The organism is Pseudomonas sp. NPDC012596 (genome assembly GCF_042902325.1).
Classification (GTDB): Bacteria; Pseudomonadota; Gammaproteobacteria; order Pseudomonadales; family Pseudomonadaceae; genus Aquipseudomonas.
This window is the reverse complement of record NZ_JBIBEB010000014.1, coordinates 120,610-134,556: the sequence shown is the minus strand read 5'-3', so window position 1 is coordinate 134,556 and position 13,947 is coordinate 120,610. Positions and strand designations below refer to the sequence as shown.

The following is a 13,947-nucleotide window of genomic DNA, read 5'->3' as shown; positions in this document are numbered from 1 at the left end:
CAGCATCAACCGGCAGCAGCCACCAATACCTGCATCACCCGCGCCCCAACCACCTCGCCAATCACCAGAATCGCCGGGCTGCGCAACCCGAACGCCCGCGCATCCTCGAGCATCCCCTGCACATCGCTGCGGCATTCGCGCTGCTCAGGCAGTGATGCATTCTCGATCATCGCCACCGGTATCGTCGGCGCCATGCCACCGTCCAGCAGGCCCTGACGAATCTGCCCCAGCCGCGCCACACCCATATACACCACCAGGGTGGTGCCGCCCTGCGCCAAGGCTGCCCAATTAAGCTCGCTGTCATCCTGGGTATGTGCTGTCACCAGTGTCACCCCACGGCTGACGCCGCGCGAGGTGAGCGAAATGCCGCACTGCGTCGCGCCAGCCAGGCCTGCGGTGATGCCGTTGACCAATTCCACATCGATGCCATGGACTTGCAGCCACAGCGCCTCTTCGCCGCCACGCCCGAAGATGCACGGGTCGCCGCCTTTGAGCCGCACCACGCAGCGCCCTTGCCGCGCATGGCGCAGCATCAGGCGCTGAATAAAGGCCTGCGGCGTGGAGCGGCAACCGCCACGCTTGCCCACGGCAATCACCCGGGCCTGCGGGCAGTGTTCCAGCACGGCCGGGTTGACCAGGTCGTCGATCATCACGACCTGCGCCTGCTGCAAGGCGCGTACGGCCTTCAGGGTGAGCAGTTCGGGGTCGCCAGGGCCGGCACCGACCAGCCAGACTTTTGCATTCATCAACGGTTCCTCATAGGCAGGTGTGTTCAGCCCTTGAGCAGGCTGAGCAGCAGTATCAAGTTGAGTAGCAGGGACAGCAGGGCCAGGGTGCGCCAGACCTTCAGCGGCTCGCGTTCGAGCAGCGGGCGAGGCTGGCTGTTGAGGGCTTGACGGTCGCCCCGTTCGAGCAGCAATAGCCAGTGTTCGGCGGTTTCGAAGCGTTGCGCCGGGTCTACGGCCACGGCCTGTTGCAGGTTGTGTTGCAGCCACTCCGGCAGGTCTGGGCGAAAGCGCGATGCATTGACCGGTTGGCCGAAGCGCGGGCGTTGGAAGGCCTCGACTTCGCCGTAGGGGTAGTGCCCGGTCAGCAGGTAATAAAGCGTGACACCTGCGGCATAGAGGTCCTGGCGCGGGCTGGGTGGCTGGCCTTCAAAGGCTTCCGGGGCGATGAACGAAGGCGTACCTGGTAGTTCGTGCAGGGAGGCTTGCGACAACCCGGGGCAGTACGCCAGGCCGAAGTCCAGCAGGCGCAGTTGGCCGTCTTCGCCCAGGTGCAGGTTGTCGGGCTTGATGTCGCGGTGCAGCAGGTTGCGCCGGTGCAACACGCCGACGGCCTGCAGCAACTGGCGCGCCACCTCCAGCCACTGCGGCAGCGGTAGCGGGCCTTGCTCGGCAAGTTGCGCGGCCAGGGTGCGGCCGCTGTGCTCGCGCATCACGTAGTAAAGGTGCTGGCGCTGGCTGGCGGCGTGCAGCTCGGGGAAGTGGCGGCCGGCAACCCGGCGCAGGAACCATTCTTCGAGCAACAGCGCCTGCGCAGCACCAGGCTCCTGTTCGCGTTCGGCGGGCAGGGTTTTCAGCAGCCACGGCTGGCCTTGCCCGTCACGTACACGGTAGAGCAGGGACTGGCGGCTGTGCGCCAGGCGCGTCTCGACCTGCCAGCCATCAATCGCCTGGCCGTCGCGCAGCGCCCCTGGTAGCGGCCATTGCTGCAGTTGCACCAGGGTGTCGCCAAGGTTGCTGGCGCCCAATTGCTCTACCCGCACCAGCAAGGCGCTGGCGTTGTCCTGGCTGCCATTGTGATGAGCGCTGGCAACCAGGGTGTCGGCGGCCATTTGCAGGTCGGGTTGCTCGCGCAGCACGGCCTGGATGTGCTGGTCGCCCAGGCTGGCCCACACCCCGTCGCTGACCAGCAGGTAGCATTCGCCGGGCTGCAGGTCGCCGTCCAGGTAATCGACCAGTAGGTGCTGGTCCAGGCCCAGTGCGCGTTTGAGCACATGTTGCATGCCGGGCTGGTCCCAGACATGGTCTTCGCTCAGGCACTGCAAGCGGCCGGCGTGCCAGCGGTAGGCGCGGCAGTCACCGACATGTGCCAAGGTGAAACGGCGCCCGCGCAGCACCAGGGCGCTGAGGGTGGTCAGCAGCGGCTGGCTGCCCTGGGCGCGCAGCCAGCGGTTCTGCGCCAGCAGCAGGCGGTCCAGGGCCTGGGCCACGCCCCAGGTGGCGGGCGTGGCGTAGTAGTCCATGGCCAGCGCCTGCAGGCTGGCGCGTGCTGCCAGGCCACCGTCGGCACATTGGCTGACGCCGTCGGCAAGGGCGAACAGGTAGCCCTTGCTGGCGGCAAGTTCAGGCGCCGGGGTGACCAGGCGCAGGGCATCCTGGTTCTCTGCGCGCGGCCCGGTGGCGCTGGCCTGGGCGAAGCTCAGTTGCAGGCTCATCGATGTGCCTCAGACCCGCGCCGCGGTAACCGCCGCCGAGCCCCAGGTGGTGCGCCAGCGCTGCTTGACCCCATGCAGGCCGAACCAGGCCAGTAAGCCCAGGCTGGCAAACAGCCAAAGGCCCATCTGGTAGTCGCCTGTGTGCTGCTTGATGGTGCCGAGCCCGGCTGCCAGCAGGAAGCCGCCGATGCCGCCGGCCATGCCGATCAGGCCGGTCATCACGCCGATCTCCTGGCGGAAGCGTTGCGGTACCAGCTGGAACACCGCGCCGTTGCCGGCGCCCAGGCCGAGCATGGCGCTGACGAACAGGGCCAGGGCCGCAGCGGCGCTAGGCAGGTTGAAACCGACTGCGGCGATGCAGATGGCCGCCACGCTGTACATCCCGAGCAGGGTGCGGATACCGCCGAAGCGGTCGGCCAGGGCGCCGCCCAGCGGGCGCATCAGGCTACCGGCGAAGACGCAGGCGGCAGTGTAGTAGCCGGCGGTGATCGGGCTCAGGCCGTACTGATCGCTGAAATACCCGGGCAGGGCGCTGGCCAGGCCGATGAAACCGCCGAAGGTGACGCTGTAGAAGAACATGAACCACCAGCTGTCACGGTCGCCCAGTGCCTTGAGGTAGTCAGCCATGGCCTTGGGTTTGGGCCGTTGGGGTGCATTGCGCGCCAGCAGGGCGAACAGCACCAGGGTGAGCACCAGCGGAATCACCGCGAAACCGAACACGTTGTTCCAGCCAAAGGCTGCGGCCAGCAGCGGCGCCAGCAGGGCGGCGAACACGGTGCCGGAATTGCCCGCGCCGGCGATACCCATGGCCTTGCCCTGATGCTGGGGCGGGTACCATTGCGAGGCGAGCGGCAGCGACACGGCGAACGACGCACCGGCAACCCCTAGAAACACGCCCAGCAGCAGTGCTTGCTCATAGGTGTGCACGCCCATGTACCAAGCGCTTGCCAGGGCGACGATGACGATGACCTGGCCGATCAACCCAGCGGTCTTCGGCGAAAGCCGGTCCACCAGCAGCCCCATGACGAAGCGCAGCACCGCGCCGGCGAGGATGGGCGTGGCGACCATCAGGCCGCGCTGCTGGGTGCTCAATTGCAGGTCGGCGGCGATCTGCACCGCCAGCGGGCCCAGCAGGTACCAGACCATGAAACTCAGGTCGAAATACAGGAACGCGGCGAACAGCGTGGGCACATGCCCGGATTTCCAGAAGCTGGTACTCATCGAACACCTCACTCGGCAATGCAACGGAAACGAAAAGACGCCGCTACCCGGCCCACTGGCGTGGAGGGGAGAGCGACGTCTTTGTCGGGGTTTGTGGGCAACCGCCGTTGGCTACCGGTGCGATATCTTCAGCAAGAGCTGGGCCAACATCGCTAGCCAAGCATCTCGTGCATGGCAATGATCTGCTCGGCCACCTGTATCAGCTTCTGTTGCCGGCTCATGGCCTGGCGGCGCATCAGGGTGTAGGCCTGTTCTTCATTGCAGTCCTTCATCTTCATGAGCAAGCCTTTTGCCTGCTCGATGCGCTTGCGCTCGGCCAATTGCTGGTCGCGCGCCAGCAGTTGCGCCCTGAGCGCCTGGTCGCTTTCGAAGCGGGCCATTGCCACATCAAGGATCGGTTGCAGCCGGGCGGCGTGGATGCCTTCGACGATGTAGGCGCTGACGCCGGCCTGGATCGCCTGGCGCATCACGGCGGGGTCATGCTCGTCGGTGAACAGTACGATGGGCCGCGGCTGGTCGCGGCTGACCATCACTACCTGCTCCATCACGTCCCGGTCGGGTGAGTCGGTATCGATCAACACCACGTCCGGGCGCACCGTTTCGACGCAGGCGGGCAGGTCGATGGTCAGGCCTGGCGCTTCGATCACCTCGAAACCGGCTTCGCGCAGCGCCGCCTTGAGCCGGCCAAGCTTGTTCTGGGTATCGTCGATCAGCAGGATGCGCAGCATGGTGGTGACCCTCACAGACCGATACGGGCATCGGGCGCGTTGCCCAAGGCATGCAGGGGGAAGCTTCGGGCATAGCCGTGTGGGTCGCTGCCGTCCCAGCGCTTGCCGTCTATCAGCAGGCTGCTGCGCATGGCCAGCGCCGGGCAAGGCACGCCCAGTGCTTCGGCGGCCTCGTGGTAAAGCGACAGTTGCTGGACCTGGCGGGCCACGCCGAGGTAATCGGGGTCGTCGCGCAGCAGGCCCCAACGGCGGAACTGGGTCATGAACCACATGCCGTCGGAGAGGTACGGCAGGTTGGCGCGGCCCTGGTCGAACAGGTGCAAGGCATGCGGGTCCTGCCAGTGGTTGCCCAGGCCGTCCTGATACGCGCCGAGCAGGCGCGGTTCGACGGTTTCGATCGGCGTGTCCAGGTAGGCGCTGCCGCTGAGCAATTGCGCGGTGCTGCGGCGGTTTTCCTGGCTTTGTTCGATGAAGCGGCTGGCGGCGAGGATCGACTTGATCAGCGCGCGCGCGCTGTTGGGATAGTGTTCGGCAAAGGTGCGGGCACAGGCCAGGACCTTTTCGGGGTGGTCGGGCCATATCGACTGGCTGGTAGCCAGGGTAAAACCTTGGCCCTGGGCTATGGCAGCGGCAGCCCAGGGTTCGCCCACGCAGAAGCCGTCGATGCGGCCAGCCTGGATGTGCGCGGCCATCTGGGCCGGCGGCACCACCACGCTGTTGACGTCATGCAGCGGGTGGATGCCCTGGCTTGCCAGCCAGTAATACAGCCACATGGCATGGGTGCCGGTGGGGAAGGTCTGGGCGAAGGTCAGCTTTGCACCGTGCGGGTGCACCAGGCGCGCCAGTGCCTCAGGGCTGGTCACGCCCTTACGCTGCAGGGCAGGCGACAGGTTGATGGCCTGGGCGTTCTGGTTCAGCCCCATGAGCACGGCCATGTCGCTGGCCGGTACCCCGCCGATGCCCAGGTGCACGGCGTAGACCAGCCCGTACAGGCAATGCGCGGCATCCAGTTCGCCGCTGGCCAGTTTGTCGCGCAGGCTGGCCCATGAGCCCTGGCGCTTCAGGTTAAGCGTCAGGCCGTGCTGCTGTGCAAAGCCTTGGGTGGCGGCAACCACCACCGAGGCGCAATCGGTCAGGGCCATGAAGCCGATATCGAGGCTGGGCTTTTCTGGTGCATCGCTGCCGTTAACCCAGGCCAGGGCTGATGTATTCACGTAGATCCTCGCCGGTACGGATTAGGCCGTTATGCAGGCGATGTAGCAACGCATGTGCCAAGGCGCTGTCATGCTGCGCGCGCGCTGGCTATAATCGCACCCTCACTCAACCCCGAGCCTTGCCCGCCCATGTATACCCTGGCCCGCCAGCTGCTGTTCAAGCTTTCCCCGGAAACCTCCCATGACCTTTCCCTGGACCTGATCGGTGCCGGTGGCCGCCTCGGGCTCAATGGCGTGCTGTGCAAGCAGCCGGCGGCCTTGCCAGTGAGCGTGATGGGCTTGAACTTCGCCAACCCGGTTGGCCTGGCCGCTGGGCTGGACAAGAACGGCGCGGCCATCGACGGTTTTGCCCAGCTGGGCTTTGGCTTCGTCGAAATCGGCACCGTCACCCCACGTCCGCAGCCGGGCAACCCGAAGCCGCGGCTGTTCCGCCTGCCAGAGGCCACGGCGATCATCAACCGCATGGGCTTCAACAACCTGGGTGTCGATCACCTGCTGGAGCGGGTACGGGCGTCGCGCTATGACGGTGTGCTGGGCATCAACATCGGCAAGAACTTCGATACCCCGGTCGAGCGTGCGGTCGACGACTACCTGATCTGCCTGAACAAGGTCTACACCGAAGCCAGCTACATCACCGTCAACATCAGCTCGCCGAATACGCCGGGCCTGCGCAGCCTGCAGTTCGGCGATTCGCTCAAGCAACTGCTCGATGCGTTGGCCGAGCGCCGCGAGCAGTTGGCCGGTGAGCACGGCAAGCGGGTACCGTTGGCGATCAAGATCGCGCCGGACATGAGCGATGAAGAGACCGCGCTGGTGGCGGCAACGCTGATGGAATCGGGTATGGATGCGGTGATCGCCACCAACACCACCATGGGCCGTGAAGGCGTCGAGCGCTTGCCGCATGGCGGCGAAGCCGGTGGCTTGTCGGGTGCGCCGGTGCTGGAGAAAAGCACCCATATCGTCAAGGTGCTGGCCGCCGAGCTGGCTGGCAAGATGCCTATCATTGCTGCCGGTGGTATTACCGAGGGCCGCCATGCCGCCGAGAAGATCGCTGCCGGGGCGAGCCTGGTGCAAATCTACTCCGGCTTCATCTACAAAGGGCCGGCACTGATCCGGGAAGCGGTGGATGCCATTGCTGCAATGCCGCGGGCATAACACGCAGGCATAAAAAAGGGCCCCATCTAGGGGCCCCTGGGCCTTAGCCCGCCGCCCGGATGGGGCGTGCATGGTAATTCGAATTCAGTGTCCTCAATCAGCCAACGGCGTGATTTTCGTTGAGTCTATGGATGCCAGCGGTGCCAGTCATACCGTCCCAGTTATCACCGCGACCTTCGCGCCAGCCGTTGATCCAGGCTTGGCGAACTGAAGGAAGATTAAAAGGGCAAAGTTCGCGGGATTTGCCGGTGACTCCATATTGGTAGCCACGTGAATATGCTCTTTCCAACGGATCACGCTTAAGTCTTCTCATAGGGTGTTGCCCTCACTTGTTGACTGTAATGTCCCGTCGGCCTCTCCGAGGCCGGGCAGAGTCTTTCTGCCGGTTTGCGCCCGCTGCCGGCGTGGCGGGCTGAAGGTGCCGCCTCGTTGCGAAGCGGCCTGAGACCAGTTCTAACGAATGCGGGTCACGGTGTGAATGATCGATTTGTCATAAGCACGTAACCTTTCCAAGGGTGAGGGGATAAGTAAATAAATGCGACTCAACCTTATTTGGAGTTGGGCCCGCTATGATCGGGGTTTGCGGAACATTGACGTCATTTCGCCAGCGTTGCGGTGAGGTGGCAGAAATATTCAGCAATGCGACGAAGGGTCACATCTACCCCGGTATCGTCAGAAATTATTCGTACTGCCTGATGATCTAAGCTGTTTCTGCCACCGGCGAGAGCAGATCGATCAGGCGGCCCGGCCAGCCCGCTGCAGCATGATGCGCAGGGGAGGCCACTCGGATGCTTGCTGGAAGGGCGTTCGGGCAAACATCGGCGGGGCGATGCGTCGCCTCGTCACTCAAATAGCCAAAGGCTCTGGAATTTACATGTCGGACCGTTTCGAACTCTATCTCACCTGCCCCAAAGGCCTGGAAGGCCTGCTTGCCGAAGAGGCCAAGGGCCTGGGCCTTGACGAAGTGCGTGAGCACACCTCGGCCATCCGCGGCGCCGCCGACATGGAAACCGCCTACCGCCTGTGCCTCTGGTCGCGCCTGGCCAACCGCGTGTTGCTGGTGCTCAAGCGCTTCAACATGAAGAACGCTGATGACCTGTACGATGGCGTCAACGCAGTCGACTGGGCTGACCACCTGGCCGCCGACGGCACGCTGGCCGTTGAATTCAGCGGCCATGGTTCGGGTATCGACAACACCCACTTTGGTGCACTCAAGGTCAAGGATGCGATCGTCGACAAGCTGCGCAACCGTGAAGGCCTGCGCCCATCGGTGGAGAAAATCGACCCGGACGTGCGCGTGCACCTGCGCCTGGACCGTGGCGAGGCCATCCTTTCGCTCGACCTCTCTGGCCACAGCCTGCACCAGCGCGGCTACCGCCTGCAGCAAGGTGCTGCGCCGCTCAAGGAAAACCTGGCAGCGGCCGTGCTGATCCGCGCCGGCTGGCCACGCATCGCCGCCGAGGGCGGCGCCCTGGCCGACCCGATGTGCGGTGTGGGTACTTTCCTGGTCGAAGCGGCCATGATCGCAGCCGACATGGCGCCCAACCTCAAGCGTGAGCGCTGGGGCTTCAGTGCCTGGCTGGGCCATGTGCCGGCTACCTGGCGCAAGGTTCACGAAGAGGCCCAGGCCCGCGCGCAAGCGGGCCTGGCCAAGCCACCCCTGTGGATTCGTGGCTACGAGGCCGACCCGCGGCTGATTCAGCCGGGCCGCAACAACGTCGAGCGTGCAGGCCTGAGCGAATGGATCAAGATCTATCAGGGTGAGGTGGCCAGCTTCGAGCCGCGCCCGGACCAGAACCAGAAAGGCCTGGTCATCAGCAACCCGCCGTATGGCGAGCGCCTGGGTGATGAAGCCAGCTTGCTGTACCTCTACCAGAACCTCGGCGAGCGCCTGCGCCAGGCGTGCATGGGCTGGGAAGCGGCGGTGTTTACCGGTGCCCCCGAACTGGGCAAGCGCATGGGCATCCGCAGCCACAAACAGTACGCGTTCTGGAACGGTGCGCTGCCGTGCAAGCTGCTGCTGTTCAAGGTGCAGCCTGACCAGTTCGTCACCGGCGAGCGCCGCGAGGCCCAGGCCGAAAACGCTGAAACCGCTCGCCAGGCGCCGGTTGCCAATGAGCCGGCACGCCTGTCGGAAGGCGCGCAGATGTTCGCCAACCGCCTGCAGAAAAACCTCAAGCAACTGGGCAAGTGGGCGCGCAAGGAGCAGGTCGACTGCTACCGCGTGTACGATGCCGACATGCCTGAGTACGCCGTGGCGGTCGACCTTTATCAGGATTGGGTGCACGTGCAGGAATACGCCGCGCCGCGTTCCATCGACCCGGAAAAGGCCCAGTCGCGCCTGCTCGATGCCTTGGCAGCGATCCCCCAGGCACTGGGCATCGACCCGCAGCGCGTGGTGCTCAAGCGCCGTGAGCGTCAGAGCGGCACCCGCCAGTATGAGCGCCAGGCTACCGAAGGGCGCTTTCAGGAGGTCAACGAAGGCGGCGTCAAGCTGCTGGTGAACCTGACCGACTACCTCGATACCGGGCTGTTCCTCGACCACCGCCCGATGCGCATGCGCATCCAGCGCGAGGCTGCGGGCAAGCGCTTCCTCAACCTGTTCTGCTATACCGCCACGGCTAGCGTGCATGCCGCCAAGGGCGGTGCACGCAGCACCACCAGCGTCGACCTGTCGAAGACTTACCTGGACTGGGCGCGGCGCAACCTGTCGCTGAACGGTTTCTCCGAGCGCAACCGCCTGGAGCAAGGTGATGTGATGGCCTGGCTGGAAGCCAACCGCGACAGCTATGACCTGATCTTCATCGACCCGCCAACCTTCTCCAACTCCAAGCGGATGGAAGGCGTGTTCGACGTTCAGCGTGACCATGTGCAACTGCTCGACCTGGCCATGGCACGCCTGGCGCCCGGCGGCGTGCTGTATTTCTCCAACAACTTCCGCAAGTTCCAGCTCGACGAGCACCTGGATGCGCGGTACGTGGTGGAAGAAATCACTGCCCAGACCCTGGACCCGGACTTCGCCCGTAACAACCGCATCCACCGCGCCTGGCGCCTGCAATTGCGTTAATTGAGACGAGCTACATTGCGTGGCTAATGGCCAATAGCTATAACTCTGCTCAGGGCCAGAATTTTCGCAGGACGCTGACGTGATGAGAGTTGTCTATGTCGAAGTATGGCGTGCGTGCGAAGGTACTGGGCTTGTGCAGCGAGGCGATGGCTGCCTGGGCCTTGGCGTTGGTAGCGCTGGTCGCCGGCGGCTTGCTGTCGGTTGCCTTGGCGCTGGCCACGCAGGCGTTCTACAAGCAGCAGTTGCGCCAGCGCTTCGAGCTGCTGGCCAGCGAGCGTTATAGCCGCATTGCCGAGCGTTTCGAGGATCAGGAGCAGCGCCTTGATGCGTTGCGGCGCTTCTTCGATTTCTCCCACGAAGTCACCCCCCACGAATTCGACGGCTACGCGCGGCCCTTGCTGCGCCGGACCTTGGCCTACTCCTGGGCACCCCGGGTCGAGGCCGCGCAGCGGGCCGAGTTCGAGCGTAGAGCCAGTGGCGCACTGGGGCAGGCGTTTGGCATCCGAGACCTCGATAGCCAAGGCAACTGGCAGCCGGCACCGGCCCGCGATCACTACTACCCGGTGCTGTACACCCAGGCCACCCTCCAGCATGGCCAACCCTACGGCCTGGACCTGCGCGGGCAGGTGACCCGTCAGCAGACCCTGCTTCGTGCCTTGCAGCCCGGCAGCATGGCGGTGTCTGCGCCGCTGGACATGATCAATGTGGTACCGGGCTACAGCCGCGGGCTGTTGATGGTGGCGCCTGTCTTTGCCGGGACCCAGCCCGGGGTGCCTCCCGCAGGCTATGTGATGGCGTTGCTGAACCTGCGCCAGCTGATAACCGAAGGCTTGCCGGCCGCCGCCGAGGACAACCTGGTGGTGCGTATTTTCGACCCCAGCGGGCGCGACGGGCGTGAGGTGTTGTTCGACTCCCAGAACCCGCCTGCGCCATTGGCTCTGGCCAGCACGCAGTCACTGCACTTGGCCGATCACTTCTTTGAGCTCGATATCCGCCCAAGCCAGGTGTTCATGCAGGGCAATCGTTCTTCGGCAGCGCTGGCGGTGGGCTTGCTCGGTGGCCTGTTGAGCCTGCTGCTCAGCGCCTTGCTCTATAACCTGTTCAGCCAGCGGCAGCGGGCACTCACGCTGGTCGAACAGCGTACGGCAGAACTGCGGGTCAGCGAGCAGTCGCTGCGCGTGACCCATAATCAGCTGCGCAGCGTGCTCGATGCGGCCACCCAGGTCGCTATCATCGCGACCAGCCTGAAGGGCGTGGTCAGTACCTTCAATGCCGGTGCCGAGCGCATGCTGGGCTATTCAGCCAGTGAAGCGATCGGGCATCTGCAACTCGAGGACCTGGTCTTGCCAGAGGAGCTCAGCCAGCGCGCCCACGCCTTGAGCCAGCGCTATGGTCGGCACATTGCCGGGGGGCAGGCGATGTTCGCCGAGACCATCCAGGAGGGTGGCGCGCAGCCCGGGGAGTGGACCCTCCTGCGCAAGGACGGCAGCCAATTGCTGGCCAACATGCTGGTGACCGCAGTGCTGGACGAGCAGGGGCTGTGGGTCGGTTATCTGGCGATCTGCATCGATGTCACCGAGCGGCGTCGGGTACACGAGGCGCTGGCGCTGCGGGACCGGCTGCTGGAAAAGCTCAGTGCAGAGGTGCCCGGCGGCATCTATCAGTATCGCCTCGACCCGGATGGGCACTCGTGTTTCCCCTACGCCAGCCAGGGGCTGTTCGATATTTACGAGGTCGACCTGCAACTGCTGCGCGAGGACGCTTCAGCGGTATTCGAGCGTATTCACCCCGATGACCTGGAGCGGGTCCGGCGCTCGGTGCGGGACTCCGCCCAACACCTGTCACCCTGGCGCGAAGAATACCGGGTCTGTTTGCCCCGGGCCGGCTTGCGCTGGGTGCGCGGCGAGGCAACGCCGGAGGTGGGGGAAGAGGGCTGCACCCTGTGGCATGGCTACCTCACTGATATCTCCGACCTCAAGGGCGTGGAGGAGGACCTGCGGGCGCTGTCGGTGACCGATGCCCTGACCGGTATCCATAACCGGCGTTACTTCCAGGAGCGCCTCAAGGTCGAACTGGACCGCGCACAGCGTGATGAGCTGGATCTTGCGGTGATCATGCTCGATATCGACCACTTCAAACGGATCAACGACCAGTTTGGCCATGCGGTCGGGGACCATGTGTTGCGCAGCTTGTGCCAGCGCATTGGCCAGCGCTTGCGGCGCACCGATGTGTTCTGCCGATTGGGCGGGGAGGAGTTCATGGTGCTGTGCCCGGGCAGCGATGCCGAACAGGCACGGCTGCTGGCCATGGAGCTGTGGCAGGGCGTGCGCAATGTGCCGGTCGAGGGGGTAGGCATGGTGACCGCGAGCTTTGGCGTGGCAGGCTGGCGGCCAGGGGAGGGGGCTGATGCATTGTTGCTGCGGGCGGATGCCGGGGTGTATGCGGCGAAGCAGGCGGGCAGGGACCGGGTCGAAGGCGAGCTGAACTGATGCTTGAAAGGCCAGGCCTGCCTCACCCGTTACAGGAGCGGCATGGCCGCTCCTGTACAAGCCTCAAGGGTTGATAGCGGCTGTGCTATTACCTGCCTTGGGCTGGCGATACAGGTCCAGCAGCACCTGGTCCAGCACCTGCGAGGCGCCCCATGGCTTCGGATCGTTGAGGATCGCCGACACCGCCCAGGTATTGCCATTGCTGTCACGGCTGAAGCCGGCAATGGCACGTACGGTGTTCAGGGTACCGGTCTTGATGTGCCCTTCACCGGTCATCGCCGTACGCTTGAGGCGCTTGCGCATGGTGCCGTCCATGCCCACCAGCGGCATCGAGCTGATGAATTCGGCCGCGTAGGGGCTGTTCCACGCCGCCTGCAGCAGTGCTGCCATCTCGCGGGTGCTTACCCGTTCGGCACGCGACAGGCCCGAACCATTCTCCATCACCAGGTGCGGCGCGGTGATGCCTTTTTTCGCCAGCCACTGGCGCACAACGCGCTGGGCAGCACGGGCATCGTCGCCATCGGCATCGGTGCGGAACTGCGCGCCAAGGCTCAGGAAAAGTTGCTGAGCCATGGTGTTGTTGCTGTATTTGTTGATGTCGCGGATCACTTCCACCAGGTCTGGCGAGAACGCGCGAGCCAGCAGGCGGGCGCCCTTGGGCACGTTCTCGATGCGGTCACGGCCCTGGATGCTGCCACCCAGTTCGCCCCAGATCGCGCGTACGGCGCCGGCGGCGTAGGTTGGGTGGTCGAGCAGCGACAGGTAGGTCTGCGAGTTGCAGCCATCGCCAAGCTGCCCGCTCACTACCACGTTGATACCGTCTGGCTGGGGCACCGGGTTGTAGCGTACGTCGCCGCTGCATTGCTTGGAGGCGACGGCTTTGACCTGGTTGTCGATGCGGATGTTGGCAATCGGCGGCTCGACCGCGATGGTCACCTTGCCGCCATCGTTGCGGGCGACGAAGCGCAGGGCCTTGAGGTTGACCAGCAAGGAATCGGGCTTGACCAGGAACGGCTTGTTGACGTCGCCGCCATCATCGTTGAACTGCGGCAGGTTGGGCTGCACGAAGTGGCTGCGGTCCAGCACCAGGTCGCCGGTGATGGTGCGTACGCCGTTGGCGCGCAGGTCACGCATCAGCAGCCACAGTTTCTCCATGTTCAACTTTGGGTCGCCACCGCCCTTGAGGTACAGGTTACCGTTGAGCACGCCATTGCTCAGGGTGCCATCGGTGTAGAACTCGGTTTTCCATTGGAAGGTCGGGCCGAGCAGCTCGAGGGCCGCATAGGTGGTGACCAGCTTCATGGTCGAGGCCGGGTTGACCGACACATCGGCGTTGAACACGGTAGCGGTGCCAGGGCCGTTGAGCGGCAGCATCACCAACGACAGCGCCGTGTCCTGCAGTTTGTTGGCTTTGAGCGCCTGCTGCACCTTGGGTGGCAGTGTGGTGTTTACGGCAGCGGCCTGGCTGGACAGTGCGAATGGCAGAAGCAGGCCGGCGAGAACGAGGGGTCGGAGCGTTTTGATCATATGAAATTGATACCCTGCGCACGAGGGAAAAGGACATTGGGGCTGTAAGAGATGGTGGCCCCACGACGAAATATAGTGCGCATTATGCCCCAAGCGCAGCGCGCAT

10 protein-coding genes are annotated in these 13,947 nt (G+C 64.6%); 3 read left to right on the top strand and 7 right to left on the bottom strand.

From position 1 onward, the window contains the following. Positions 1-5: 5 nt before the first annotated feature. The 5 genes from cobA to ACFY68_RS17880 form a co-directional block, all read right to left on the bottom strand. Positions 6-746 carry a uroporphyrinogen-III C-methyltransferase gene (gene cobA, locus ACFY68_RS17900; protein WP_387529909.1) on the bottom strand — a complete coding sequence of 247 codons (741 nt, stop codon included), beginning with the start codon at positions 744-746 and terminating at the stop codon, positions 6-8. 26 nt (positions 747-772) lie between these two features. Further along, the gene (locus tag ACFY68_RS17895) at positions 773-2,440 is read right to left on the bottom strand and encodes a protein kinase (protein ID WP_387529906.1); all 1,668 of its coding nucleotides are present in this window, start codon (positions 2,438-2,440) and stop codon (positions 773-775) included. Between the two features lie 9 nt (positions 2,441-2,449). After that, a complete protein-coding gene (locus ACFY68_RS17890; protein WP_387529903.1) occupies positions 2,450-3,661 on the bottom strand; it encodes a nitrate/nitrite transporter in 1,212 nt (403 codons plus the stop codon). 152 nt (positions 3,662-3,813) lie between these two features. Next, positions 3,814-4,389: an ANTAR domain-containing response regulator gene (locus ACFY68_RS17885; protein WP_387529900.1), complete on the bottom strand. Its 576-nt coding sequence runs from the start codon at positions 4,387-4,389 to the stop codon at positions 3,814-3,816. Positions 4,390-4,400: 11 nt separating this feature from the next. Further along, the gene (locus ACFY68_RS17880) at positions 4,401-5,603 is read right to left on the bottom strand and encodes a CmpA/NrtA family ABC transporter substrate-binding protein (protein WP_387529897.1); all 1,203 of its coding nucleotides are present in this window, start codon (positions 5,601-5,603) and stop codon (positions 4,401-4,403) included. A 129-nt stretch (positions 5,604-5,732) separates the two neighbouring features. Between ACFY68_RS17880 and ACFY68_RS17875 the strand changes: the two genes are divergently transcribed. Next, a complete protein-coding gene (locus ACFY68_RS17875) occupies positions 5,733-6,758 on the top strand; it encodes a quinone-dependent dihydroorotate dehydrogenase (RefSeq protein WP_387529894.1) in 1,026 nt (341 codons plus the stop codon). A gap of 97 nt (positions 6,759-6,855) precedes the next feature. On the opposite strand, the gene rmf is transcribed toward ACFY68_RS17875, so the two are convergent. Next, positions 6,856-7,071 (bottom strand): ribosome modulation factor, encoded by a 216-nt coding sequence (gene rmf, locus ACFY68_RS17870; protein ID WP_003248687.1) that lies wholly within the window; start codon positions 7,069-7,071, stop codon positions 6,856-6,858. A gap of 561 nt (positions 7,072-7,632) precedes the next feature. Here rmf and rlmKL point away from each other — a divergent pair. Both rlmKL and ACFY68_RS17860 read left to right on the top strand, forming a co-directional pair. After that, the gene (gene rlmKL / locus ACFY68_RS17865) at positions 7,633-9,825 is read left to right on the top strand and encodes a bifunctional 23S rRNA (guanine(2069)-N(7))-methyltransferase RlmK/23S rRNA (guanine(2445)-N(2))-methyltransferase RlmL (protein ID WP_387529889.1); all 2,193 of its coding nucleotides are present in this window, start codon (positions 7,633-7,635) and stop codon (positions 9,823-9,825) included. 95 nt (positions 9,826-9,920) lie between these two features. Further along, positions 9,921-12,314: a diguanylate cyclase gene (locus tag ACFY68_RS17860; protein WP_387529886.1), complete on the top strand. Its 2,394-nt coding sequence runs from the start codon at positions 9,921-9,923 to the stop codon at positions 12,312-12,314. A 63-nt stretch (positions 12,315-12,377) separates the two neighbouring features. Here ACFY68_RS17860 and dacB read toward each other — a convergent pair whose 3' ends face one another. Next, the gene (gene dacB / locus ACFY68_RS17855; RefSeq protein WP_387529883.1) at positions 12,378-13,841 is read right to left on the bottom strand and encodes a D-alanyl-D-alanine carboxypeptidase/D-alanyl-D-alanine-endopeptidase; all 1,464 of its coding nucleotides are present in this window, start codon (positions 13,839-13,841) and stop codon (positions 12,378-12,380) included. Positions 13,842-13,947: the final 106 nt, after the last annotated feature.

What these genes read in the sequence shown, in the direction of transcription:
- dacB (WP_387529883.1), bottom strand. Translation starts at nt 13,841, where the DNA reads ATGATCAAAACGCTCCGACCCCTCGTTCTCGCCGGCCTGCTTCTGCCA.
- ACFY68_RS17885 (WP_387529900.1), bottom strand. Translation starts at nt 4,389, where the DNA reads ATGCTGCGCATCCTGCTGATCGACGATACCCAGAACAAGCTTGGCCGG.
- ACFY68_RS17895 (WP_387529906.1), bottom strand. Translation starts at nt 2,440, where the DNA reads ATGAGCCTGCAACTGAGCTTCGCCCAGGCCAGCGCCACCGGGCCGCGC.
- cobA (WP_387529909.1), bottom strand. Translation starts at nt 746, where the DNA reads ATGAATGCAAAAGTCTGGCTGGTCGGTGCCGGCCCTGGCGACCCCGAA.
- ACFY68_RS17890 (WP_387529903.1), bottom strand. Translation starts at nt 3,661, where the DNA reads ATGAGTACCAGCTTCTGGAAATCCGGGCATGTGCCCACGCTGTTCGCC.
- ACFY68_RS17875 (WP_387529894.1), top strand. Translation starts at nt 5,733, where the DNA reads ATGTATACCCTGGCCCGCCAGCTGCTGTTCAAGCTTTCCCCGGAAACC.
- ACFY68_RS17860 (WP_387529886.1), top strand. Translation starts at nt 9,921, where the DNA reads ATGTCGAAGTATGGCGTGCGTGCGAAGGTACTGGGCTTGTGCAGCGAG.
- rmf (WP_003248687.1), bottom strand. Translation starts at nt 7,071, where the DNA reads ATGAGAAGACTTAAGCGTGATCCGTTGGAAAGAGCATATTCACGTGGC.
- rlmKL (WP_387529889.1), top strand. Translation starts at nt 7,633, where the DNA reads ATGTCGGACCGTTTCGAACTCTATCTCACCTGCCCCAAAGGCCTGGAA.